Annotated in this window: 20 protein-coding genes and 1 riboswitch; of the genes, 2 read left to right on the top strand and 18 right to left on the bottom strand. The window is 48.8% G+C overall.

The features are described from left to right. Window positions 1–5: 5 nt before the first annotated feature. From alr to EXW93_RS02360, 11 genes are all read right to left on the bottom strand, one after another. Entirely contained in the window at window positions 6–1,064 is a 1,059-nt protein-coding gene (alr, locus tag EXW93_RS02410; RefSeq protein ID WP_035398933.1) for an alanine racemase, read from the bottom strand. Beyond that, a complete protein-coding gene (locus EXW93_RS02405; RefSeq protein WP_035398934.1) occupies window positions 1,061–1,993 on the bottom strand; it encodes a branched-chain amino acid transaminase in 933 nt (310 codons plus the stop codon). Before EXW93_RS02405 ends, alr begins: the two co-directional genes overlap by 4 nt. Before the next feature lie 25 nt (window positions 1,994–2,018). After that, complete coding sequence (gene dapD, locus EXW93_RS02400; protein ID WP_029340774.1) at window positions 2,019–2,726, bottom strand: 2,3,4,5-tetrahydropyridine-2,6-dicarboxylate N-acetyltransferase; 708 nt, start codon at window positions 2,724–2,726, stop codon at window positions 2,019–2,021. Next, window positions 2,713–3,459 carry a 4-hydroxy-tetrahydrodipicolinate reductase gene (dapB, locus tag EXW93_RS02395; RefSeq protein WP_023467121.1) on the bottom strand — a complete coding sequence of 249 codons (747 nt, stop codon included), beginning with the start codon at window positions 3,457–3,459 and terminating at the stop codon, window positions 2,713–2,715. Before dapB ends, dapD begins: the two co-directional genes overlap by 14 nt. Then, entirely contained in the window at window positions 3,456–4,337 is an 882-nt protein-coding gene (gene dapA, locus EXW93_RS02390) for a 4-hydroxy-tetrahydrodipicolinate synthase (RefSeq protein WP_023467119.1), read from the bottom strand. The genes dapB and dapA overlap by 4 nt, the downstream gene beginning before the upstream one ends. A gap of 17 nt (window positions 4,338–4,354) precedes the next feature. Beyond that, a complete protein-coding gene (locus tag EXW93_RS02385) occupies window positions 4,355–5,347 on the bottom strand; it encodes an aspartate-semialdehyde dehydrogenase (protein WP_023467117.1) in 993 nt (330 codons plus the stop codon). A gap of 13 nt (window positions 5,348–5,360) precedes the next feature. Continuing rightward, window positions 5,361–6,560, bottom strand: coding sequence for an aspartate kinase (locus EXW93_RS02380; protein ID WP_023467116.1), 1,200 nt, complete (start codon window positions 6,558–6,560; stop codon window positions 5,361–5,363). Window positions 6,561–6,672: 112 nt separating this feature from the next. Then, window positions 6,673–6,850, bottom strand: a riboswitch (Lysine riboswitch). 70 nt (window positions 6,851–6,920) lie between these two features. Beyond that, window positions 6,921–8,291 (bottom strand): argininosuccinate lyase, encoded by a 1,371-nt coding sequence (gene argH, locus EXW93_RS02375; RefSeq protein WP_174316010.1) that lies wholly within the window; start codon window positions 8,289–8,291, stop codon window positions 6,921–6,923. Then, on the bottom strand, window positions 8,288–9,493 hold the full coding sequence (locus EXW93_RS02370) for an argininosuccinate synthase (protein ID WP_023467113.1): 1,206 nt from the start codon (window positions 9,491–9,493) through the stop codon (window positions 8,288–8,290). Before EXW93_RS02370 ends, argH begins: the two co-directional genes overlap by 4 nt. A gap of 118 nt (window positions 9,494–9,611) precedes the next feature. After that, entirely contained in the window at window positions 9,612–10,040 is a 429-nt protein-coding gene (locus EXW93_RS02365) for a GNAT family N-acetyltransferase (RefSeq protein WP_023467111.1), read from the bottom strand. Beyond that, window positions 10,037–11,185, bottom strand: coding sequence for an alanyl-tRNA editing protein (locus EXW93_RS02360; RefSeq protein ID WP_035398938.1), 1,149 nt, complete (start codon window positions 11,183–11,185; stop codon window positions 10,037–10,039). Before EXW93_RS02360 ends, EXW93_RS02365 begins: the two co-directional genes overlap by 4 nt. A 128-nt stretch (window positions 11,186–11,313) precedes the next feature. On the opposite strand from EXW93_RS02360, the gene phnF reads away from it, so the two are divergent. Next, on the top strand, window positions 11,314–12,048 hold the full coding sequence (gene phnF / locus EXW93_RS02355; protein WP_023467107.1) for a phosphonate metabolism transcriptional regulator PhnF: 735 nt from the start codon (window positions 11,314–11,316) through the stop codon (window positions 12,046–12,048). Between the two features lie 51 nt (window positions 12,049–12,099). Here the strand turns inward: phnF and EXW93_RS02350 are convergent, their stop codons facing one another. From EXW93_RS02350 to EXW93_RS02330, 5 genes are all read right to left on the bottom strand, one after another. Further along, the gene (locus EXW93_RS02350; RefSeq protein WP_238987958.1) at window positions 12,100–13,206 is read right to left on the bottom strand and encodes an LCP family protein; all 1,107 of its coding nucleotides are present in this window, start codon (window positions 13,204–13,206) and stop codon (window positions 12,100–12,102) included. Between the two features lie 299 nt (window positions 13,207–13,505). Further along, on the bottom strand, window positions 13,506–14,267 hold the full coding sequence (nagB, locus tag EXW93_RS02345) for a glucosamine-6-phosphate deaminase (RefSeq protein WP_023467104.1): 762 nt from the start codon (window positions 14,265–14,267) through the stop codon (window positions 13,506–13,508). Beyond that, entirely contained in the window at window positions 14,264–15,421 is a 1,158-nt protein-coding gene (nagA, locus tag EXW93_RS02340) for an N-acetylglucosamine-6-phosphate deacetylase (RefSeq protein WP_035398942.1), read from the bottom strand. Before nagA ends, nagB begins: the two co-directional genes overlap by 4 nt. Before the next feature lie 183 nt (window positions 15,422–15,604). Continuing rightward, window positions 15,605–18,163 carry a bifunctional lysylphosphatidylglycerol flippase/synthetase MprF gene (gene mprF, locus EXW93_RS02335; RefSeq protein ID WP_023467102.1) on the bottom strand — a complete coding sequence of 853 codons (2,559 nt, stop codon included), beginning with the start codon at window positions 18,161–18,163 and terminating at the stop codon, window positions 15,605–15,607. Next, on the bottom strand, window positions 18,160–19,515 hold the full coding sequence (locus EXW93_RS02330; RefSeq protein ID WP_174316009.1) for an MATE family efflux transporter: 1,356 nt from the start codon (window positions 19,513–19,515) through the stop codon (window positions 18,160–18,162). Before EXW93_RS02330 ends, mprF begins: the two co-directional genes overlap by 4 nt. A gap of 92 nt (window positions 19,516–19,607) precedes the next feature. On the opposite strand from EXW93_RS02330, the gene EXW93_RS02325 reads away from it, so the two are divergent. After that, on the top strand, window positions 19,608–20,396 hold the full coding sequence (locus tag EXW93_RS02325) for a CHAD domain-containing protein (RefSeq protein ID WP_023467100.1): 789 nt from the start codon (window positions 19,608–19,610) through the stop codon (window positions 20,394–20,396). On the opposite strand, the gene glsA is transcribed toward EXW93_RS02325, so the two are convergent. Both glsA and clpB read right to left on the bottom strand, forming a co-directional pair. Further along, window positions 20,387–21,319 carry a glutaminase A gene (gene glsA, locus EXW93_RS02320; RefSeq protein WP_023467099.1) on the bottom strand — a complete coding sequence of 311 codons (933 nt, stop codon included), beginning with the start codon at window positions 21,317–21,319 and terminating at the stop codon, window positions 20,387–20,389. The genes EXW93_RS02325 and glsA overlap by 10 nt on opposite strands. Before the next feature lie 127 nt (window positions 21,320–21,446). Beyond that, entirely contained in the window at window positions 21,447–24,023 is a 2,577-nt protein-coding gene (gene clpB, locus EXW93_RS02315) for an ATP-dependent chaperone ClpB (RefSeq protein ID WP_075642980.1), read from the bottom strand. Window positions 24,024–24,028: the final 5 nt, after the last annotated feature.

Raw genomic sequence — 24,028 nt, 5'->3', positions numbered from 1 at the left:
CCTCCTTATAGATACTGATGCGTCAAACGCCACGACCGGGCACACATCTGCTCTGAATTGTTCGCTGCTCCTGTCCGAGTAATATCGTCAATTTCAACGCCATCCCCGTATAGCACGACCTCATCTCCGACCTCAACCGTCCCATCGACAGCGACGAACGTATGACTCATGAATAATTTATTGATGACCGGATAAGGTTTTTCTTTAATATGAACAGGCAACGCGGCACGCCCACGGACGACACCGTCTCCATAGCCGACGGGTAAAATAGCAATCCGCATCGGTTCTGTACTCGTAAAGTTCGTCCCGTACCCAACGTGTTCACCCGGTCCGATTTCGCGAATTTCAACGACCTCCGTCGTCATCCGTAGCGAAGGAACGAGCCAGTCCATCTTTTCAATCGGTGAATAGCCGAATAAGAAGATGCCAGGGCGGACATAATTACAAAATGCGAGACGCGGATCGTGTTTGACGATCGTCGCACTGTTTTCCGAGTGCATATACGTAAACGTATGGCGCTTTCGTAACACATCGGCAATAGCGATGAAACGTTCGACTTGTCCATCGTGATCCGCATCCGGCTCATCGGCAAGCGGAAAGTGTGTATATAAACCTGTTAAAGCGAGCGAATCTGCTTGCGCAAGCGCAAGAACAGCTTCCGCCTCTTGAAGCGAACTGACACCAAAACGATTCATCCCGACGTTGATCTTCAAATGTAACTCGATTCCTTGCAGCTGTTTACTGTTTAGGGCGAGCCATTCTAGCGATGAGACACCGAGTGCAATTCCGAAACGTCGTGCTGTTTCAAAATCCTCCGTCGGATTCATCACCAGTACATAACTGTCTGGAAAATTCGTTTTGATTTCAATGGCTTCATACAACTCGGCGACAGCAAAGTGATGCACATCAGATGCCATCAGCGTCTCGACCATCTCGAGCATACCTAAGTTATACGCATTGTTCTTGACCACGGCAAAAATACGTTTACGTGACCGAGCGAAGACCGATGCGACGTTCTGTCGCACCGCCTTCCGATCGATCGTGACGAGTGTACGCGTCGTCATTCTGCGACAGCGGGTGTCACATACGTCAACCAATCCGCATATTGCGGCAATTGACCTGTGACGGCTTGACGGTAAAGATCGAGCAACTCATCTGCGACGTTCCGTGTTCCGCCGTTGATCGAGATATGATCGATTTCACCGACACTCGTGATTTCAGCAGCTGTTCCTGTTAAGAAGATCTCATCTGCGACATATAACTCATCGCGTCCGATGTGACGTTCGATGACAGGATAGCCTTGATCTTGTGCCAAACGGATGATGACTTGGCGTGTGATACCGTCGAGTACTGAACAATCAAGTGACGGTGTATGAATCGTTCCGTTTTTAAGAAGGAAAAGATTCGCAACACTCGCTTCACTGACGTTTCCGTTCATGTCGAGCGCGATGGCTTCATCAAATCCATCACGGATCGCTTCACCTTTTAAGAGTTGTGAGTTCATATAGTTCGCAGCCGCTTTCGCTTGCATCGGCATCATCGTTGATGAGACGCGGCGGTATGATGCGACTTTGGCACGGATGCCAGCACCTTTATCGAAGTATTCCCCAAGCTCCCAGCAAGAGATGCCGACATGAACCGTCGTATCTTTCGCCATCAATGCTTGCCATGGCGTACCGAGGAACACGAATGGACGGATATAACACGATTCAAATCCGTTTTTCGCAACTAAATCGATCGTTGCTTGAACAAGTTCGTCGACAGTATACGGAATCGTGACGTGGTAATACGCACAACTGCGGAAGAGACGCTCGATATGTTCCTTCAATTGGAAAATCGCCGGTCCGTCCGGTGTCGCGTATGCACGAATTCCTTCAAAGAATCCACTACCATAGTGAATCGCATGTGACATGACGCTTGTGTTCGCATCTTTCGGATCATGAAAGACTCCATCTAACCAAATTGCTTCTCCATACTGTGTATCCACTGCCATGTGTTTTCCTCCTCTTCGACGTCAATCAGAGTGAACGTAAATCATCCACCAATTGCGTCTTCTCTTCTGTTTTCGCATCTTTCTGTTTGATGACACGTGCAGGTGTTCCGGCAACGACGCTTCCAGCAGGTACGTCTTCTGTGACGACACTACCAGCAGCGACGACGGCATCTTTGCCGACTTTGACGCCTTCAAGGATGACTGCATTTGCACCGATCAAGACACCGTCTTCAATGATGACAGGTGTTTTTGAAGGTGGTTCGAGGACACCCGCGACCACGGCACCTGCGCCGACATGAACGTTCTTCCCGATCGTCCCACGTGCACCGACGACAGCGTTCATATCAATCATTGTACCATCTCCGATTGATGCACCGATATTGATGATCGCACCCATCATGACGACTGCGTTATCGCCGATGACGACATGATCACGAATCCATGAACCTGGCTCGATACGCGCATTCAAGTGACGTGTATCAAGCATTGGTACTGCACTGTTGCGACGGTCATACTCCACGTGAACATCCGTGATGCGATCTGAATACTTTTCTAAGAAAGTAGCCGCAAGTCCTGCATCCGCGAAGAAAATCTTTGATTCATCTGATCCGAACGCTGTAGCGCCTTCGATCGTCAAGCCCGCCAAATCGCCGTTGACGTAAAGTTTTACCGGTGTTTGTTTTTTAGCATCTTTAATGAATTTAGCAATTTCGTAAGCATCAGTGAGTAACATGTGAATCCTCCTGTGTGTAGAGCGTCTCTAATGTATAGAGTCCCGCTGTTTTTTGAATGAGTGCCTCAGCTGCTTTGATCGCACCAGAAGCAAATACTTTTTTCGATAGCGCTGTATGTTTGATTTCAATCAATTCGTCGACACCTGCGAATAAGACTTCGTGTTCTCCGAAGATTGTTCCACCGCGCATCGCGTGCATCCCGATCTCGTTCGTCTCTCGCTTTTGCCGCGTCTGTGACCGGTCATATACCGGTGTGACGTCACGTGCCGTCTGAATCGTTTGCAATAACAACTCAGCCGTTCCGCTTGGCGCATCGACTTTTTGGTTATGATGTTTCTCGAGCAATTCGATGTCATACGCTCCTGCTAGTGGCACAAGTGTCTTCAGCAGTTGCTGCACCATCGCGATGCCGTACGACATATTGTACGACTGGAAAATTGGAATTTCTTTTGCGGCGTCCTTGATCGATGCCAGTTCCGCCTCCGAAAAACCAGTCGTCGCGATGACAAGTGGTGTTTTTGTCGCCAGTCCATATGCGAGCAGATCCGGTAGCAAACTCGGATGCGAGAAGTCGATGATCGCATCGACCGTTTCTGACATCTCCGTTAGCTCGGCATATGAAGCGATCGTATCGGATGACTTCGTCCGGTCAACGATCGCTACGACACTTTGTGGTGCGAGTTCGACGACGTATTGTCCTGTCGCCCCATAACCGTGTAACGCGAGTTTCATCGAACCACCCCTTTGTAAGCCCGCATAGTTTCGAGTAAGTGGGCGTGCCCCGCTTCCGATTGACGGACGAGCGGCAAGCGTGGCGCACCGACAGCAAAGCCGAGTTCTTCAAGCGATGCTTTAACTGGAATCGGATTGACATCACTGAACAAGGCACCGATGACCGGTAACAAGTCTGCCTGAATCCGGCGTGCCGTGACGAGATCTTGCGCTAGTAACGCCTCAGCAAGTGCTTGTGTCTCTGCTGGGTACGGGTTCGAAAGAACTGAGATGACGCCTTGTGCGCCCCATGCCATGTACGGCAGGATTTGATCATCATTTCCACAGAAGACCGCGAAGTCTTCAGGAATCGCCGCCATCAGTTCACCCATGAAGCTGACATCTCCACTCGCTTCCTTAAAGGCTTGGATTCGTGGATGACGTGCTAACGTCACTGCTGTTTCGACTGCGATCGCAACTCCTGTCCGCGACGGAACGTTGTACAGCATGATTGGTAATTCGGTTGCATCAGCGACCGCCGTGAAATGTGCGACGAGACCCGCTTGCGATGTTTTATTGTAGTACGGTGTGACGAGCATCGCTGCGTCCGCACCGAGGCGCTCTGCGAGTAACGTCTTCTCGATTGTTGCTGCCGTGTTGTTCGAACCCGTTCCGGCAATGACTGGTACTCGTCCTGCCGTGATTTGAACGGCAGTCGTCAGTAGTTGTTCGAATTCCGTGTTCGTCAGTGTCGATCCTTCTCCTGTCGTTCCTCCGACGACAAGCGCCTGAATTCCTGCTGCGAGTTGTTGCTCGATCAAGCGTTCGAATACGTGTAGATCCAACTCGCCTGCTTCATTAAATGGTGTGACGAGCGCTGTACCTGCTCCTTTGAACATGAAGAACTCCTCCTTTTTTATGAATGAATCGACTGTTCGATGGCTTGGCGTGCGACTTGTACGGCATTCGAGGCGGCACCTTTTCGAATGTTGTCGGCTACACACCAGAGATGGAACGTATTCGCGAGACTATCATCTTGTCGAATTCGTCCGACATAGACATCGTCCGTCCCACTCGCGTCAAGTGGCATCGGATAACGCGTATTCGCGACATCATCGATGAGGACGACGCCCGGTGCGTTTTCAAGTGCTTCACGGATCGCTGCAACCGTCGTCGGTTGTGTAAACGTGACGTTGATTGCAACCGAGTGAGAATTCGTGACTGGAACCCGGACACATGTAGCACTGACAGGTAATGCTGGAAGATTGAAGATTTTCCGTGTTTCATCAATCATCTTCTGCTCTTCTTTCGTATAGCCGTTCTCAAGGAATACATCGATATGCGGCAAGATGTTATCGTGAATCGGATGCGGATAATTGACGGGCTCTTCTCCGCGTGCTCCACGTGCCAGATCCTCGATTCCTTTTTGACCAGAACCAGATACGGCCTGATACGTCGTATAGTTGATCCGTTCGAATCCCAGTGACTGGAGCGGTGCTAAAGCGACGACGGATTGAATGGTCGAACAGTTCGGATTTGCGATCAAGCGGTCCGTCGCTTGAATCGCTTGCGGATTGACTTCTGGCACGACGAGCGGAATCGTCTCCTGCATCCGGAAAGCACTTGAATTATCAACGACGAGTGTTCCGTTTTCAGCTAGTAACGGGGCATATTGCTCACTGATCGTTCCGCCTGCTGCGAACAACGCGACATCGATCCCGTCTTCTGTGATATTTGGCGTCAGCGCTTGGATCGTAATATCTTCTCCCTTGAACTGTACCGTGTTCCCTGCTGAACGAGCAGAAGCGTAAGCGGACAGGCGGCTGACCGGGAAGTCCAGTTCTGCTAGGACTTGTAACATTTTTTGACCGACGGCGCCGGTTGCTCCAATGACGGCTACATGATACATCCTGTTTTCCTCCTTATAACTCGAACGCGTTTGCAATCGCTGCAACCGTCCGTTCAATGTCTGCTTGTGCAATCGTGTACGAGATGCTGATTTCTGATGTCGTGACTTGATAGAACGGGATGTTCTCTGCTCGGAAGATTGCGAACAACTTCGAAGCGACACCTGTTGCATCCCGCATCCCGATTCCGACGACAGATAATTTTGCGTGTTGATTATGGCGATCGACCTTGACTGTCGTGAAGCGATCCATGATGTCTTTCAATGCTTCATCGAGGAACTCTTCCTCATCGAGTGGACATGAGAACGATAAGAAAATGTCACTGTCGAACGTCGTTTGACTGATCATGTCGATGTTGACGTGGCGATTGGATAACAGTTCGAAGATATCGGCTACTGCTGCATTCGTTTGCGGTACGTGTTTGATTGATACCGTCAAGACGTTCTTCGTCACACTGACACTCGTCACCGCTTTTTGTTCCATTGTTTCCGTCGCTTCCATGATCCATGTTCCCCTTTTCGATTCAAGTGTTTTCCCGACGAAGATGTGTACGCCGTATTTTTTTCCTAGTTCGACACTCCGCATTTCCATGACCTTCGACCCGAGGGCGCTCATCTCCATCATCTCATCATATGAGATGTGCGGAATCGGTTGAGCAGCAGCATGGATTCGTGGATCAGCCGTATAGACACCGTCGACATCCGTGTAGATTTCACACCGTTTATCAAGGACTGCCGCAAGGGCAACAGCCGTTGTATCCGATCCACCACGTCCGAGCGTCGTGACATCACCGAGTTCGTTGACACCTTGGAATCCAGCGACGATGACGACATCGTATGTTTCGAGTTTTTGTCGTAATAGATTTCCATCAATCTGTTTGATCTTACTTTTCGTATGCAATCCCATCGTACTGATTCCCGCTTGAGCGCCTGTTTGCGATAACGCTTTGACGCCGAGTGAGTTGAGGGCGATGCTGAGTAATGAAATCGTCTGTTCTTCTCCGATGGCAAGCAGACGATCGAGTTCTCGGCGCTCGGGGCGATCTGTGATGGCTTGCGCCTGAGCAATCAAAGAATCTGTCATCTTGCCCATCGCTGAAACGACGACGACAAGTTTTTCACCTTCGGCTGCGCGACTCTTCAAATAATTCGCAATAGACTGAATCTGTTCGACAGTCGCAACCGAGCTTCCACCAAATTTAAGTACAGTTGTCACAATCCTATCTCCTTTGTCCCGATACAGAAAAAAACGACGGGCCGGTAGGAGCGTTCCTACGGCCCGTCGTTATCACGATCGGACAAACGAAGACAAAGTCATTCGTTCTTTTACGTAAGATAGCGCTCCGAAACATCGGTTTCGGCAGTACAACGGATCTTAACCGTTGTACCAGCAAATGAGAAGAAGCATCTTCTCGTTCACTTCGGCGGACTTCCCCTTTCACATCATTCGGCATGCTTGCCTTCAAGAATGATACTACTCATGTCATCCGCGCCTCTATCTGTCGGTTGTTAGTTACAGTTATAGCAGACATCTTTTGTTAAATCCAGTCATTTGACTGATTTTTTTCAAAATCCGTCAATTCGCAAGATGCTGTTTCGCGAGTTCGAGTTGCTCCGACACGGCAGCAAACCCTGTTCCGCCGTAGCTTGTCCGGCGTGCCACTGCTTGAACCGGATCGAGGAGCGGATAGACGTCTTCCGTGATATCCGGATGGAAGGTTTGATACGTCTCGAGATTCAAATCCTTCAGGAAACAACCGTTCTGCACACAGTAAAGGACGGCTTTGCCGACGATTTCGTGCGCTTCCCGGAATGGTATGCCTTTCGTCACAAGGTAGTCGGCGAGTTCCGTTGCATTCGAGAAGTCTTGCATTGTCGCCTTCTTGAGCGCTTCGGTCTTAAACGTCGCAGATTCAATCATTCCAGTGAAGATTTGAACGGATTGGAGAACGGTATCTGCTGTATCGAAGACCCCTTCCTTATCCTCTTGCATGTCTTTATTGTAAGCGAGTGGTAATGCCTTCATCGTCGTCAAGAAGCCCATCAGGTTACCGTAGACGCGCCCCGTTTTTCCACGAATCAACTCAGCGAAATCAGGATTTTTCTTTTGTGGCATCATGCTCGATCCTGTTGAGAAGGCATCGGATAACTCGATAAAGCTAAATTCTTGCGACGCCCAGATGATGATTTCTTCACAAAAGCGCGAGAGATGCATCATGACGGTCGAAGCGATCCCGAGGTATTCGATGACGAAATCACGGTCCGAGACAGCATCAAGACTGTTTGGATAGACCGACTCAAAACCGAGCAACTCAGCAGACCGGAAACGATTGATCGGGAATGTCGTCCCCGCGAGCGCACCTGCCCCGAGCGGTGATTTCCGAATTCGTTTTTGATTATCCGTCAACCGTTCGACATCACGTTCGAACATCCAGAAATAAGCGAGCAAGTGATGCGCAAGCGAGATCGGTTGTGCCCGTTGCAAATGCGTATACCCTGGCATGACCGTCTCGATATGTTGCTCCGCTTGTTCCGTGATGACCGACTGGAGCTCGCGTAATGCTGTCGTCAACGCCTCAACATGTTGTTCCATCCATAGATGTAAATCCGTTGCGACCTGGTCATTTCGACTCCGTGCCGTATGCAGTTTTCCTGCAACCGGACCAATCTGTTCTGTCAATAAACGCTCGAGGTTCATATGAATGTCCTCATCCGCTAACGTATAGGAATGGTCTGCTAACGTCGTTTCCAGTTGCTTCAGTCCTTGCTCGATTTGTGTCCACTCGTCTTGAGCAAGAATCCCTTGTTCAAATAGCATCTGCGCGTGTGCGAGACTGCCTTTTAAATCGACGCTCGCTAATTTTTGATCGAACGTGATCGATGCTCCGAAGGCTTCCGCTTGAGCGGAAGCACTTTCCGTAAAACGTCCACCCCAGAGTTTGGTCATTTCGTGACACCCGCCTGACGATGTACGCTCGCATGCGTCGAAACGGCAAGTCCGTGTAATTTGATGAAGCCTTTTGCTGCTTCATGATCGAATGCGTCTTCTTTCGTGTACGTCGCAAGTTTCTCATCGTAGAGCGAGACAGCGGACTGACGACCTGTCACAGTTGCATTTCCTTTGAACAGTTTAACGCGAACTTCTCCTGTGACGTCCTGTTGTGTCGCTGTCAAGAATGCTTTCAAGCCTTTCGTCAATGGTGCATGGAAGAGACCGTTATAGATCGTTTCTGCGTATTGTTTGCTGAGTAGTGGTTTGAAATGCGCGACGTCCTTCGTCAATGTAATCGTCTCGAGTGCAGCGTGCGCTTTGAGTAACACCGTTGCGCCTGGGCACTCATAGACTTCCCGCGATTTGATACCGACGAGACGGTTCTCGACGTGGTCAATCCGTCCGACCCCATGTGCACCAGCGATGATGTTCAGTTCCGTGATCAGTTTCGCCAGTGGATACGTCGTTCCGTTGATCGAGACCGGAACACCTGCTTCAAAGCCAATGATGACTTCTTCTGCCTGATCCGGAGCGTCTTCTGGCGCTACTGTCAACGCATAAGCGTCTTGCGGTGGCTCTGTCCAAGGGTTTTCTAGGACGCCACATTCGTTACTCCGTCCCCAAAGGTTCATGTCGATTGAGTATGGGCTGTCGAGGTTGATCGGAATCGGCACATTGTTTTCTTTCGCATAGGCGATTTCTTCTTCCCGTGACCATTTCCATTCCCGGACCGGTGCGATGACTTCGAGTGATGGATCAAGTGCTGCGACTGAAACTTCGAACCGGACTTGGTCGTTCCCTTTTCCGGTACATCCGTGAGCGACTGCCGTCGCACCGTGCTGATGCGCGACTTCGACAAGCTTTTCTGCGATCAACGGACGCGAAAGCGCTGAAATCAACGGATAGGCATTTTCGTAATGCGCGCCATATTGAAGTGCCGGTAAAACGAAGTCTTGTGCGAATTCTTCTTTAACATCGAGGACGATCGATTCGATCGCACCGACGAGGAGTGCTTTTTCTTTAATGATGGATAAATCTTTTCCTTCTCCGACATCCATGCATAAGGCAATGACGTCATAGTCCTTGCTCAACCACTTGATGGCTACCGATGTATCAAGTCCCCCAGAGTACGCTAAGATCAATTTTTGTTTCGACATGTATAATTCCCTCCTAGTTTTAAATTCATCTGTCTGTATAAAAATTCATTATGAATTATATATATACATAGAAAACAAAAAAAAGAAACCCTTTTTGCAGGATTTCTTTCAAAATAACTTACATTTTTTTCTCCATCGTCCGGTGTGGGATGCCCGCATCATCGAATTCATCGGAGACGATCGTATAACCGAGTCCTTGATAAAATGGGATCGCTTGGACTTGTGCGCCGAGTGTTAGCAATTGCTTCCCTTCGCGACGTGCGACTCGTTCCATCGCCTGCATCAACTCGCCACCGTATCCTTTTCCTCGCGCTGTCGCTAGCGTCGCGACACGCTCTACCTTCATCCGTTGGTCGTCATATGGACGGGTACGCCCCGTTGCGACCGGTCGACTCTGCTCATCGAGGACAAGCAGATGAATTGCTGTTTCATCATGTGTATCATATTCAAGATGGCGTGGTACGCCTTGTTCCTCGACGAAGACACGCTCCCGGATCATCCGGACGGCTTGATGTTGTTCTGCTGTACGTACTTGAATGACTGTCATGACTGATATTCCTCCCGTAATCGATCGACATATGCCATCGCATCATCCCGATTCGTAAATTGTGCCTGTGCCTGAACCGCATTTCCTCCGCCTCGCCCATTAAATATTTTGACATGTGCTTTAGCGAACTTCCCGAGATGGGGTTCACCTGGACTACTCATCAGTAACTTGTTCGTCGTCGCATTCCAGACGACGCCGACGCGTCCCGCTTCTTGAATCGCTTTAGCAAGTTGCTCGGATATTTTGATTTCTTCATCCAGATGTTCGAACACAAGAATGCCTTCTTGTTGTTCTAAAGCATGAGCGAGTGTGAACGTCGCAAGTTGTTCCTGGGCGTGTTCGACCTGTTTCGTTAAGCGTTTCTGCTCTTCTTGTAACGCTTGGACGGCTTCTAGCATTTGAACGGGTTTGACTGATAAAGCTTGCGCTGCTTCCCGTAAAGCTCGTCGTTCTGCCTGTAGGAGTTGATATGCCCGTTCCTTTGCGACATAAGAAAGACGAATATTTCCACGAATTCGTTCGACTCCAGTAAAGAGAATCGACTCGAGCTGTGCCGTCGAATCGAGATGCGTTCCACCACAGGCACTATAATCGAGTGTACCGATTTGAACGACGCGAATTCGTCCTTCGACTTGTGGTGTTTTTCGTAATGGTAAGCGTAGCGCTTCCGCCTCGTCATACTCGGTCGCTGTGATTGGTAATCCTTGTTCAATCACCTGGCGTAATCGTCGATCCAGCTGTTCTTGTTGTAGAGTTGTCCATTCAGGTGTCTCGATATCAAGCGTCGAGACCTCACTTCCCGTCCGAAAACTAAGTGTCTTGATATTTGATTCATCTTGTAGGATTGCAGAGATGACATGTTGTGCCGTATGCTGCGCCGCATGATCGATCCGGACTGCGTCATCTACGATCCCGGTGACGTCACCTGTGAGCGGCGTCGCCAGTTGGTGCCAGACGACACCGTCTTCGATTTGGACGTCAAGGACCGGTTGGTCGTTCAATGTTCCACGGTCCGCCGGCTGTCCACCGCTCTCCGGATAGAAGTAACTTTTCTCTAAAGCAACCCAATAGCCGTCTACTTGTTTTGTTGCGCGAATGGATGTCTGAAAGGTTCGGACATCGGATTCTATTTGTTCGGGGCGCATGCCTCGACCACCTTTCTCTGTCAGTTTCACTCTGTATTATGCCATATTTCATCCAGAATCGTTTGTCGGCTTGCCTTTTTCCTAGTACACTAGACGAAAGACTACCGATCGCGAAGGGACGAAATGCCGTGATTCAGCATATCAATAAAAATTCACCACTCCCCATCTACTATCAAATCGAAGCTGCCTTAAAACAACAAATCGAAAGCGGTGTTCTTCAACCTGGCGATCTAATTCCGTCCGAGCGCGAATTTGCGGAAGCGCATCAAATTAGCCGAATGACGGTCCGGCAAGCCATTTCAAACTTGGTCAACGCCGGTTACTTGATTCGTCAAAAAGGACGAGGAACATTCGTCGCGAATAAAAAAATCGTCATGCAACTGTCTGGCTTGACGAGTTTCTCAGAAGAGATGGAACATCTTGGACTAGAACCGACGAGTGCGCTTCTCTCCTATCAAATCATCGACGCGTCGATGACGATCGCAAACAAGCTCCGGATTCGCGAAGGGGCATCCGTGTATGAATTGAAACGTTTACGAATCGCAGATGAGCAAGCGCTTGCCCTTGAGACCGTCTATATCCCGGAACAGCTCTTACCTGGACTCGATCAAGACGTCGCGACCGCATCGCTCTATGCATTTGCAGAAGCGAGCGGATTAAATCTTGGACGTGCGAGTCAAACGTTCGAATCACGTCTTGCAACAAAGGAAGAGGCGGGTCATCTTGGTCTATCGACCGCTTCGCCTGTCTTATCCGTCGAGCAACTGACGTATCTCGCGACGGAGCAACCGTTTGAATACGTCATCTCCGCTTACCGCGGCGACCGCTATACCTTCACCGTCGAAATGGAACGCCAACGCTAAAAATCCCCTTGTATCGTCGTACAGTGACGATACAAGGGGATTTTCCAACGCTTATTGTTGAGTTTCTGTATTGGGAATTGACTCTTCTGTCGTACTTTGTGCCGGGTCTGTCTCTTCCTTGATCGGTTCGACTTCTTGACCTTGCATCGCTTTCGCTAAATTACTTTTCACTTGCTCCAATTGATTCGGATCGAGATGGTATTCCCATTTCCCGCTAATACCGATGTAGCCTTCTCCAGCGAGTTGGTACTCCGTCGTATTACGTAGCGCTGCTGTGAAATCTGCTAAGCGTGTATAATCGTTCGGACCTAAGTTCGTTTCGACGTTATCACCGACAGCATCCAAAATATCACGGTATGCACTGAGGGAACGGAAACTTGCCGCTTCTTTGGCGACCGCCTGAATGACTTGCATCTGTTTTTGACCGCGTCCGATATCACCGAGCGGATCATCATGACGGTTCCGGACGTAAGCAAGTGCTTGCTCTCCTGTTAAATGTTGCATCCCTTTATCAACAGTGACAGTACCGGCTTTACGTTTTGAATCTTGCTCTTTGAACGCATATCGTACATCGATGTCTACGCCGTCCAATGCATCGATCAATTGAACAAATCCTTGGAAATTAACTTTAACAACGTGATCGATTTGAATACCGAGTAGGTTTTCTGTCGTTTCACGTGCTAATTTAATCCCATTATAGGAATTCGATTGATCCATCGAACCGAAGTAATGGGCATGGGTGATTTTATCTTGCTCAACACCTGTCTTACCATAAGGTACATCGTATTTCGAATAATCGATGTTCACGAGTGAATCACGCGGAATACTCGTCAACACTAATTGTTCCGTTTTTTTATTTAAGATTCCGACGATCATGACATCTGATCGCGCCGGTTCATTTCGTTCTTTACTTTTTTTCGTTTCATCCGTCCCAAGAATCAAGAACGATTCAGACGGAACATCATCATATTTAGAGCTCACCTTCGAGCCGGGAATGTTAATCTGCGTCTTTGCCAATGTTTCTTGCGTTTTAATAAAAACAGCTCCAGCATATCCAGAACCGATGATTGTGACAAGCAGGACGAGTGCAGCGATGACTTTCATGAACATCTTGCCAGCACTTGGCTGTCTCTTTCGTGCGGATCGCGTTTCCATCATGTAAACCCTCATTTTCATGTAAATTTTCCGTAAAGTTCGCTAATCTCCATTATCCGTACATTTAATGAAATGTCAATTTACGTTTCGATTAAAGAAATCGTATGGAATCGTTGCACTGAAAAAATCATGGACCCTTAGTGCGCTGTATCATGAGATTGAATGATCTTGGTATATGTCCTGTTGATGCCTTTCTATCAAAATAAAAAATCGCTTGAGACTAGGCTCAACAGAATCAAAAAAAGGAATAGAGTCAATCCAATGATTGTCTCTATCCCTTTTGATTCATCGCTCTTCCATCGTCATACTTTCATGAAATTCAGATAAGCCGCTCGTCCTGTACGTTTAGCGTCATCTGACAATAAAGATGCAGCTTCTTCGTCCAAAATCACCATGACATCAGCATGACGCTTGAGTACAGTCGCTGGACAATCCGTTGTTGCGACACCTTCCATCATGTCGCGAACCGCTTCTGCCTTTCGTTCACTAGAAGCAACGAGAAGGATTTTCTTCGCTTCCATGATCGTACCGATTCCCATCGTGATCGCCTTCGTCGGTACTTCTTCTAATCGATCAAAGAATCGTTGGTTCGCTTCTCGTGTCGACTCTGTCAATTCCGTTACGTGTGTCTTAGCATCGAACGGTGTACCTGGTTCATTGAAGGCGATGTGTCCATTCGCTCCGATTCCAAGTAATTGAATGTCGATTCCTCGATTGCGGACGAGCGCTTCATATCGTTCACTTTCGCGCACGGGATCTTCTGTGTCCCCGATTGGAACGAATGATTCCTTAAACGCGACATCTTTGAATAGATGCTCTTGCATGAACTTATGATAACTTTGTGGATGCTCTGGGCTGAGACCGACATATTCGTCTAGATTAACCGTCGTCACATGTCGACAATCGAGCGAATCCTTCCGCCATTCTTCATAGACGCCGACCGGTGAACTTCCCGTTGCCAGTCCTACCGTCAAACCTTCCGGGTGACGCTCAATTTCCTGTTTCAAAAATTGATAGGCCACCTGTGCTAATTCTTCTCCTTTTTCTACGATCATCCATTTCATGAGGTAGACTCCTTTCCGTTCGTGATCCGGTGTCGCGTACCACGATGAATCGTTTCTTGAATGTGTAGCGCTTCGTCGAGCAGGACGATGTCCGCATCCTTGCCGACCGAGAGGCTTCCCTTTTGAGTCAATTGAAGTTCTTTTGCCGCATTGACCGATGTCATGCGGACCGCTTCTTCGAGCGAACAGCCTGTATAGGCGATGATATTCCGTAAGGCGGCGTCCATCGTTAAGACACTTCCAGCTAAGCTACCGTTTTCAAGACGTGCCGCACCGTCTCGAACGAATACAGCCTGACCACCTAACTCATATTCACCATCAGCTAATCCTTTTGCACGCATCGCATCCGTGATGACGATCAGTCGATCTGCGCCTTTCATTCGGTAGGCGAAGTCGACCATTTCTGGCGCAATGTGAATCCCATCCGGAATGATCTCCGCATAGACGTCTGGTGTCAGGAGGCAATATCCGACCGTGCCTGGTTCCCGGTGATGAAGTGCCCGCATTTGATTGTAGAGGTGGGTACCATGCGTGACGTGACCGGCTTGGTTTTGGGCATACGTCGCGTCTGTATGTCCGGCTGACGGAATCGCACCCGTCAAGCGCACCGCTTCTTCGAACGCCCGTGCTCCCGGGCGTTCCGGAGCGTATGTGACGAGCTTGATCGTGTTCCCTGCTGCTTTTTGCCATTTCAAGAACTGCTCGACATCCGGTTCGACGATATGTTCGTGAGGCTGTGCACCCGCATAATCCGGATTGATGAATGGTCCTTCAAGATGAACGCCGACGATCGTTGTATCGTCTTGCGCTACGACTTCTCGGACCGTCTCAAGCGCGCGTGTGATATTTCCCCAGTCCTGAGTAATCGTCGTCGCTAAAAATGATGTCACACCTTCTTGTAACATCTGTCGGCTGAAATGACGCAACCTCTCGACATCTCCATCCATGACATCGACATCATATCCCCCATGAATATGCACATCGATCATTCCCGGAATGAGTGATTGATGCTGCGCATCGATCATCTCTTCTCCTGCGATTTCCTCGAATTTCGACATGGGTCCAATCGCCTCGATTGTTCGGTCAAAACGAATGAAGCCGTCTTCAATCGTCTGCTCTCCCGTGTAAATCCGAGCATTGATGATCACTGTCATCTGGCATCTTCCTTTCTCTATCCGTTCCATGACTTGCTTCCGTATCTAGTATAACGCGATTAATTCTAGTTGTATAGACCTTTGTACATTTAAACAAAATTATAAAAGGACGATCCCGCATATCCGTAGATATAGGGTCGCCCTTTGTATACCCGTCGATTGCCGACTTCATGCGTCAGTCGATCATGGTAATAAAATCCGGTCTTTCTTTCGAGAAATCAGACGCGTTGCTTTTAAGATTGCCATCGGTAACGATTGACGCTTTCGGTAAGCAAGATATCGTCCTTCCCATTTTGGATCGTACTTTTCTTTGTATCGTCGTAGACCGGTGAAACTATACATGTAGCGAATATTATTGAAGACATCCGCTGCCACACGTTCTTGCCAGAAGGACGTCTCGTCCTCTCCGACGGACGAAAGCGGAGCCATTCCCATGTTGAACGTGTGGTAGCCTTCATCTTTCGCATACTCGAATAGTCGGATGAACATCGCATCCATGATTCCATTCGGTCCATCTGGTCGAAAACGCATCAAGTCAATCGATAGGACCCCTTCTTGGTAAGCAGGCATGAATGTCATGAACCCGATCAATCGTCCTTCCGCTTCACGCATGATGCCAATCGGCGCTCGATTTAAATAAGGTTCGTGGAAGTAACCGAGCGAAAAGCCTTTCTCGGACTTACCGCCTAACCATTCGTCGGAGACCTCTTGTAGTTCTGCTAATAGAGTTCCTGAAATAGGTGGCTCGACTACTTCGAACGTCATGCCCTCTCGTTCAAAGCGATTTTTAATCGACCGAAGTCCAGCTCGTTTTTTTCCTGATACAGTGAAAGATGGAATATCAACGATCGCTTCTTCACCAAGTTTGAAGAAGTTGAAGCCAAAATCATGATAGAGAGACATATTTTGCGCTTGAATTTGATAGATGTTCGGAATATATCCAAGATCTTCGACGCGACGTAAGAAAGACGCGATGACTTGTGAATGTTCCTTCGGATCTCCACTGGGGTCGCCAAGGACCATGATCCGATTACCGGTCTGACTGAACTGGATGAATGAACGTCCTGTTTCGGAGAAGAAGAAACGTTTATCACCTAGAAACGCGAGATGGCTCAAATAATTCCCACCCTGCTCACGCAATACCGATTCGATCTTTTCAGCATCGAATCGCTCACCGAGAACCGGTTGATTGAATGTGTTGAATAAGCGGATGAAGACGAGAACATACACGAGCGCAAAGATAGAGGCACTCGCTGCAAACATGAAAATTTCGTGTGCCGGATACACTTTTGTTCCATCTGCTGATCCGAGTGTATAGAAGGCGTATCCAAAAAAGACGAATCCTCCAATGTACAATAGACCAGCGAAGGCAACCCGGATGAAGCGTGTCGTCGTAATGAGCGTTCGTTCTCGGTGAAATGCTTTTCGCGACATCAGTAGCAAGACGAGAACGAGGATGACGGCAAGGAAAGAAATCAAGTTAAAACCACGAAGTGCCATTCCAATCAATGCGAAAAAAGATGCCCCGTACATCATATATAACGACCGTTTTGTTCGACGATACAGTGCTGTCGATAAGAGGACGAACAATAAGCCGCCCATCAAGAAGAAACTATTCGCGAGTAACAGCGCTTCATGCGGTAATTTCGATTCCAAATATTCATATTGCGTCGAGACAGGTGGTAAAATCGCCAATCCCCAGATCGTGATCCCGGCAACGAGTGTGATCAATGCGAGTGTGAAATGACGAATTTTACTGAGGAATCGCAGTTGTAAGCGCCAAATGACGCCCCCGACCTCCATCGATGGACCAACGATCGGTTTGTCTTCGATCATCTTGACGACCGGACCGCTGAACTCCCGAGCTGAGAAAATGACACCGATCAGGAACGGAATCAAGTAGTAGACAAGACGGTAGATCAATAATCCTGTCAAGACGATGCCTTCCTCAACACCCGCACGCTGCATGCCGATCAAAAACACTAAGTCAAACGAACCAAACCCACCCGGTACCATCGAGATCAAACCGGCTGTCGCAGCGATGATGAAAACACCGATGACTTTTGAGAAACTGACATCCGTTCCGAGCGCTGCCAAAATCAGATAGACGACAACGCCAGCACTGAACCATTCTGCGAGTGAGACGAGTGAATATAACGCAATCGATTTCGGATGGATGCTGCTATTGCCTCGTCGAAACGAGAACAGCAGATAGAGTGGAAAGAAGAATGCGACACCAATGATGACGGGCCACAGCCATTTTTTTAAATCGAGCACTTCAAACGCCGGAAAAACGTGCAGAAGCGATAAGGCAGATAAGATGGACAATCCACTGATCAACGTCGGTGCCATCCAGCCGATCGCCTTCAACAAACGACCACCTTCAACGAATGGTCGATAAAGAGCGGAGCGGATCGCCATCCCAGCGAGACCGCCGAATCCGATGATGCCGTTAAAGGAGTTCGCAATCCAGGATGCTCGGAAGATTAGTCCGATCGGTGCTTTCGCCTCCAATGAACGTAATAAGAAGAAGTCATAAAAGAACATCGTCGAGACTGCCGCAAGACCTGCGAGAATCAACAGGATGAATTGCCAAGATGGGACTTGACGAATCGCTTGAATCGATTCCTGTAGCGACAAACTACGCAATTCGTTTTGTCCTTGATAAAAAATGAATCCAATCAAGACGATCGGCAAGATGATCTTCGCAATCGTCATGATGCGTTGTTTTGAGAATTTCAAGCTGCCAGCCTCCTTGATTTACGGATTAAATGCATAAGACGAACAAGTAGTAGCGTTGCTCCGACCGCAAGACCGATGATCAATCCCCACCAGTAACCATCTGGCCCGAGCGTCGTATAGCGTTCGAGATAAAAACCTAATGGTAGTCCAATGACCCAGTAGGCAGCAATCGTCAACAAGAAGGTGACGTTGACATCCTTGAATCCACGTAATGCACCTTGCGTCGGTGCAGCAACGGCATCCGACAGTTGAAAGAAAATCGCTAAAATCATGAAGTGTGCGGCTGCTTCGATGACTTGAGGATCACGACTATATAAAGCGGCAAGTTCTTCATTCTTTAAGTACAACAAGATCCCGGAGAACAAGGAGACGGCAACACACATCGTCAATCCAATGACGACGTACTGGACAGCGTCCTTGATTCGTTTGGCACCGACCTCAAAACCGACTGTGATCGTCAAAGCGGACGCAGCAGATAATGGGATCATATAGACGAACGAAGCGAAGTTGATGGCCGCTTGATAGGCACCGATGATGACATCGCCGTACGCTCCGAGCAGCAACGTGACCGCCGAGAAAATACTGACTTCAGAAAAAATCGCTAGACCAATCGGAGCACCGAGTAGAATCAATTCCTTGATTCGCTTCATATCTGGACGGTAAAAGCGCCGCAGAATCCCAAGGCGTTGAAATAATTCTCCTTTGAAGACGACAGCGATGATCGCTAGACAGAGAATCCAGTACGTGATGGCAGTCGCAACTCCCGCGCCCACTCCACCAAGTTCCGGAAAACCGAAGTTTCCGAAGATGAATAGATAATTGAAAAGGACGTTAATGGGTAAAGAGATTAGTAGTAAGACCATCGTGATATTTGATTTACCTAATGAATCGACGAGTGTTCGTAAAACGAAGAAAACGAACATCGGTACGATCCCGAGTGCTAACATCACGAGATAATTTCGCGCGACTTCACGCGCCTCTGCTGATAACTCCATCCGTTCGAGAATCGGATTGACAGCAATAAGTCCGATGACTACGGTCAAACCAATGATCACAACAGCAACGTACAACGCCTGCATGACGATCCGTTTGACTTCCCGCTCGCGTTTCGCTCCCATCGCTTGGGAAACGAGCGGTGCGACGGCAAGTAGAATACCGGTCAGTCCTGTGTAGACGGGTGCCCAGAGACTTGCTCCGACACCGACTCCTGCTAAATCAGCAGGACCATATCGACCGGCCATGACCGTATCGAAAAAACTAATTAAGTAAAACGCGACTTGCGTTACGAGGGTGGGAAAGAAAATTTTCATGAACTGCTTCATCTTTCCTGAGAACGTAACTGTTTCTAACATGTTTCCACCACATTTCAGGAGGAGTCCTCCTTAATTTTAAAACCTAGCACTCTTGAACTCTTACGAAAATAATCCGAGGAGGGATTCATCTCATGAACCATCGAGATACTGAAAAGCTGACTTTCGAACTGCTTGAGACATGGTCTACCTTCAATCATTATGCCAAAGAGGCTCAAACGTTTGAGAATCCGGAAGATGTCCATCAAGCGCGGATTCGGTTACGGAAACTGATCACATTCGCCCGATTGGTCGATTTGACGGAGGAACCCGTTTATTTGATTTGGAAGCGGCTGATGCATGCTTTCGGCGAAGTCCGTGACCTCGACGTACAACTCGAAGCGACCTCAAACAAAACAGAAATCGATCAGTTGTTCGCGAACCATGTCGCTCTGCAACTTCAAGGAAAACGTTCGACTTTAATCGAGACGATGCATCTCTTGATCTCCAATGAACTGGATCGATCCGTTCGTCGCTTTTTAGCTGGTCCGATGACAAAGCGCCTCAAGCGGATGTCAGAAAAAGAGCTGATTCAGGCCGCTGAGAAACGCTATGAGAAAAAACGTGAACAATTTGAAAAAGTGCAACGAAAGGATGGAACGAAGCGTGTCGAACGGATGCATGAATTACGGCTTGCTACAAAAGCATACCGTTATACGGTCGAGTACCTTCGTCCCTACACGCATCAACCGAAGTCTGCTGTTGATCGTCTAAAGACAACCCAGACACGACTCGGACACATCAATGATACGTATCAGCGATTAGAAAGATGGCGCTCTTTCGAGGTTCCATCTGCTTATCAAGAAGAGCGTTTGCGTCAGATCAAGCGGTTAGAGGACGAGCTACGTTCTGCGCTTGATCAGATTGAAATCGCTCATGGATGACGTTGAACGAGTAATTCCAGCATTTTTGTTCCGGCAATGGAGTTTCCTTTTGCGTCAAGCGATGGTCCAAAGACACCGATTCCGAGATCAGCCATATCGAAATCACTTCGACCGCAAGCAACGACTGCACCGGAAACACCACTTTTTCCTGGAAGCCCGACTTGGACGGAAAATTCTCCAGATGCATCGTACATGCCACACGTCGTCATGATCGCTCGAATGATTCGTGCGTTCCGACGTGAAATGACTTGGCGTCCTGATGGTGTTTTTCCAGATGTACTCAAAATTTTCCCCATCATGGCAAGTCCTTTACAGTTCGTCAAAATCGCACATTGTTTCGTATAGACGTCGATGATTTCTTCGACATTGCCTTCGATGACACCGTGATAGCGCATGAAGTACAACAATGCGCGATTTAAATCCGTCGTTTCGAATTCCGATTCAGCAACATCTGCGTCATATTTTACCATTTCTACTTCAATATCCAATAGCTTTGCGATGAATTGACGCAATTGAAGTAATTTATCGGCAGCATCCGTTCCCGGTAACATGCTCGTCACGGCTAGTGCTCCTGCATTGATCATTGGATTAAGCGGTTTTGTTGGAATCGTCTCTTCGAGTTTTGCGATCGAATTGAACGCATCGCCCGTCGGTTCCATCCCGACTTTTGAAAAGACATAATCTTCTCCGAATGTCTCGAGGACGAATGCGAGCGTGATGATCTTCGATACACTCTGTAGCGTAAACATCGTATCCGCATCACCTGCCGAAACGAACGTTCCGTCGGCATTACAGACGGCGATTCCGAGCTGTGTCGGATCAACCTTCGCAAGCTCTGGGATGTAACTGGCGACTTGTCCAAGCACCGTATACGGACGGCATTCTTCAATCAACTCCTCGAGTTGTGCTTGTGTAACATTCATGGCGTTCCCTCTTTCTCTTTTTTTCTAGCTTATCACGCATCTGACGGATACGGATATGGTTCTTCCGTAAACGCTAAAAGGAGTCGACTCGTTTCAGCCGAGTCGACTCCTTTTTCTAGCATCTGCTTCATCCGTGGACGACAAGTTCACCGTCTTCTACATCAATCGCAATCCGGGCACCATCTTGAATCGCCCCACTAATCAAGGCACGGGCAAGTTTCGTCTCAATCGTTCGTTGCATATAACGATTGATTGGACGCGCGCCGTATTGTGGTTCAAATGCTTCTTCGAAAATCAACGTCTTCGCAGCATCCGTGACATCAATCGTAATACCACGTCCAGATAAACGTGAACTCATTTTCTCGACCGCTTTGTCGATGATTCGTTCGATTTCCGTCCGGTGGAGTGGATGGAATAAAATCGTATCATCGATCCGGTTCAAGAACTCCGGTCGGAAGTGGCGCTTCAGTTCTTGGCGAACGGCTTCCTCTTCCGCTGCATCGATGACACCATCTTTTGCTGCTTCAAGCAGGATTGGCGCCCCGATGTTTGACGTCATGATGACGATCGTGTTCTTGAAGTCGACGACGCGTCCTTGCGCATCCGTCAATCGACCATCGTCGAGCAACTGAAGCAAGATATTGAAGACGTCTCCGTGCGCTTTTTCAATCTCATCGAACAACAGCACCGAATACGGGCTCCGTCGGACGGCTTCCGTCAATTGACCGCCTTCTTCATAACCGACGTATCCCGGAGGCGCACCGACGAGACGGGAGACATTGTGTTTTTCCATATACTCCGACATATCGATGCGGACGATGTGATCTTCACTATCGAACATCGCGGCTGCCAAGGCTTTTGCGAGTTCTGTCTTCCCGACCCCTGTCGGACCGAGGAACAAGAACGAGCCAATCGGACGGTTCGGATCCTTAATGCCTGCTCGCGCTCGAATGACAGCGTCCGCGACGAGACGGACTGCTTCGTCTTGACCGAAGACGCGATCATGAAGCGTATCTTCAAGATAAAGTAATTTTTCGCGTTCGCCCTGAGCAAGCCGCGTCACCGGAATACCGGTCCATTTCGAAACGATGTCGGATATCTCTTCTTCCGTCACCGCTTCTCGAACGAGTTCGTGTGAGACGTGTTCAGATGACTCTTCCGCGACTTTCAGACGTGCCTCAAGATCCGGAATTTGCCCGTACTTGATTTCCGATGCTCGGTTCAAGTCATAGCGCCCTTCCGCTTCTTGTAACGCCAGTTTCGCTTTCTCAAGATCCGCACGTAACTGCTGAACACTTTGCGAACTCTCTTTCTCCCGTTCCCATCGTGTCCGTAGCGCACTCTCGTCTTCTCGGACAGAACTGAGTTCTTGCTGTAAGACGGCGAGTCGTTTCCGGGATGCTTCATCCGTCTCTTTCTTTAACGCTGCTTCCTCGATTTCGAGCTGCATGACTCGACGGACGAGCGAATCGAGTTCAGCTGGCATCGACTCCATATCGGTCCGAATCATCGCACATGCTTCATCAACGAGATCAATCGCCTTATCCGGCATGAACCGATCCGTAATATACCGATCGGATAACATCGCCGCCGCGACGAGCGCATTGTCATGAATCCGTACACCGTGGTGAATCTCGAATCGTTCTTTTAGTCCACGCAGAATGGAGATCGTATCCTCGACATCTGGTTCCGCGACGAGGACTTGTTGGAAGCGACGTTCGAGCGCCGGGTCCTTTTCGATATACTTCCGGTACTCATCCAGCGTCGTCGCACCGATACAGTGCAATTCTCCTCGCGCAAGCATCGGCTTGAGCATGTTTCCGGCATCCATTGCGCCGTCCGTCTTCCCAGCACCGACAATCGTATGCAGCTCATCGATGAACAAGAGAATCTGTCCTTCGGCTTCCTTGACTTCATTCAAGACTGCTTGCAGTCGCTCTTCGAACTCACCACGGTATTTCGCACCAGCGACGAGCGCACTCATGTCTAAACTGAACAACTGCTTGTTCTTCAGACTCTCCGGTACATCTCCTCGGACGATCCGTTGCGCGAGTCCTTCAACGATTGCCGTTTTCCCGACGCCGGGTTCTCCAATCAAGACGGGATTGTTTTTTGTCTTCCGACTCAAAATCCGGATGACACGTCGAATCTCATCATCACGACCGATGACCGGGTCTGTTTTCCCAGACCGGAAATCCGCTACGAGATCACGTCCATATTTTTTCAGCACATCAAACGTCTCTTCAGGATTTTTCGTCGTGACCTTCCGATTGCCTCGCATACTGACGATCGCTTCCCGGAGTGTCTCTTCTGTGATGCCTTGACGACGTAGGTACTGAGCTGCTGGACTTGATTGTTTGATCAATGCTAGCAATAAGTGTTCGACGGAGACATAGTCATCCTGCATGAGGCGCGCTTCCGTCTCTGCTTCCGTCAACACGTTCAGCAACGAGCCCCCGATCCGAGGCGTCGTCGCCTGGGACAAGGCAGGAAGTTTACCAATCGCCTCGTCAATCGCAGCATTCAATGTCTCAATCCGTTGATTCAGCTTTTCAAAGACAACTCGTGCAATTCCTTCTTCTTGAGCAAGTAAGGCGAGTAACAAATGCCATTCTGTGATTTCACTATGACGACGTTGTTTCGCGATCGCTTGGGCAGAGACGATTCCCTCGTGTGCCCGATCCGTTAAACGTTCAAAATCCATCCTTG

The sequence above is a fragment of the Exiguobacterium sp. JMULE1 genome (assembly GCF_013337175.1).
Classification (GTDB): Bacteria; Bacillota; Bacilli; order Exiguobacteriales; family Exiguobacteriaceae; genus Exiguobacterium_A; species Exiguobacterium_A indicum.
The sequence above is the reverse complement of the archived record's forward strand: the minus strand, read 5'-3'. Positions and strand labels throughout refer to the sequence as shown.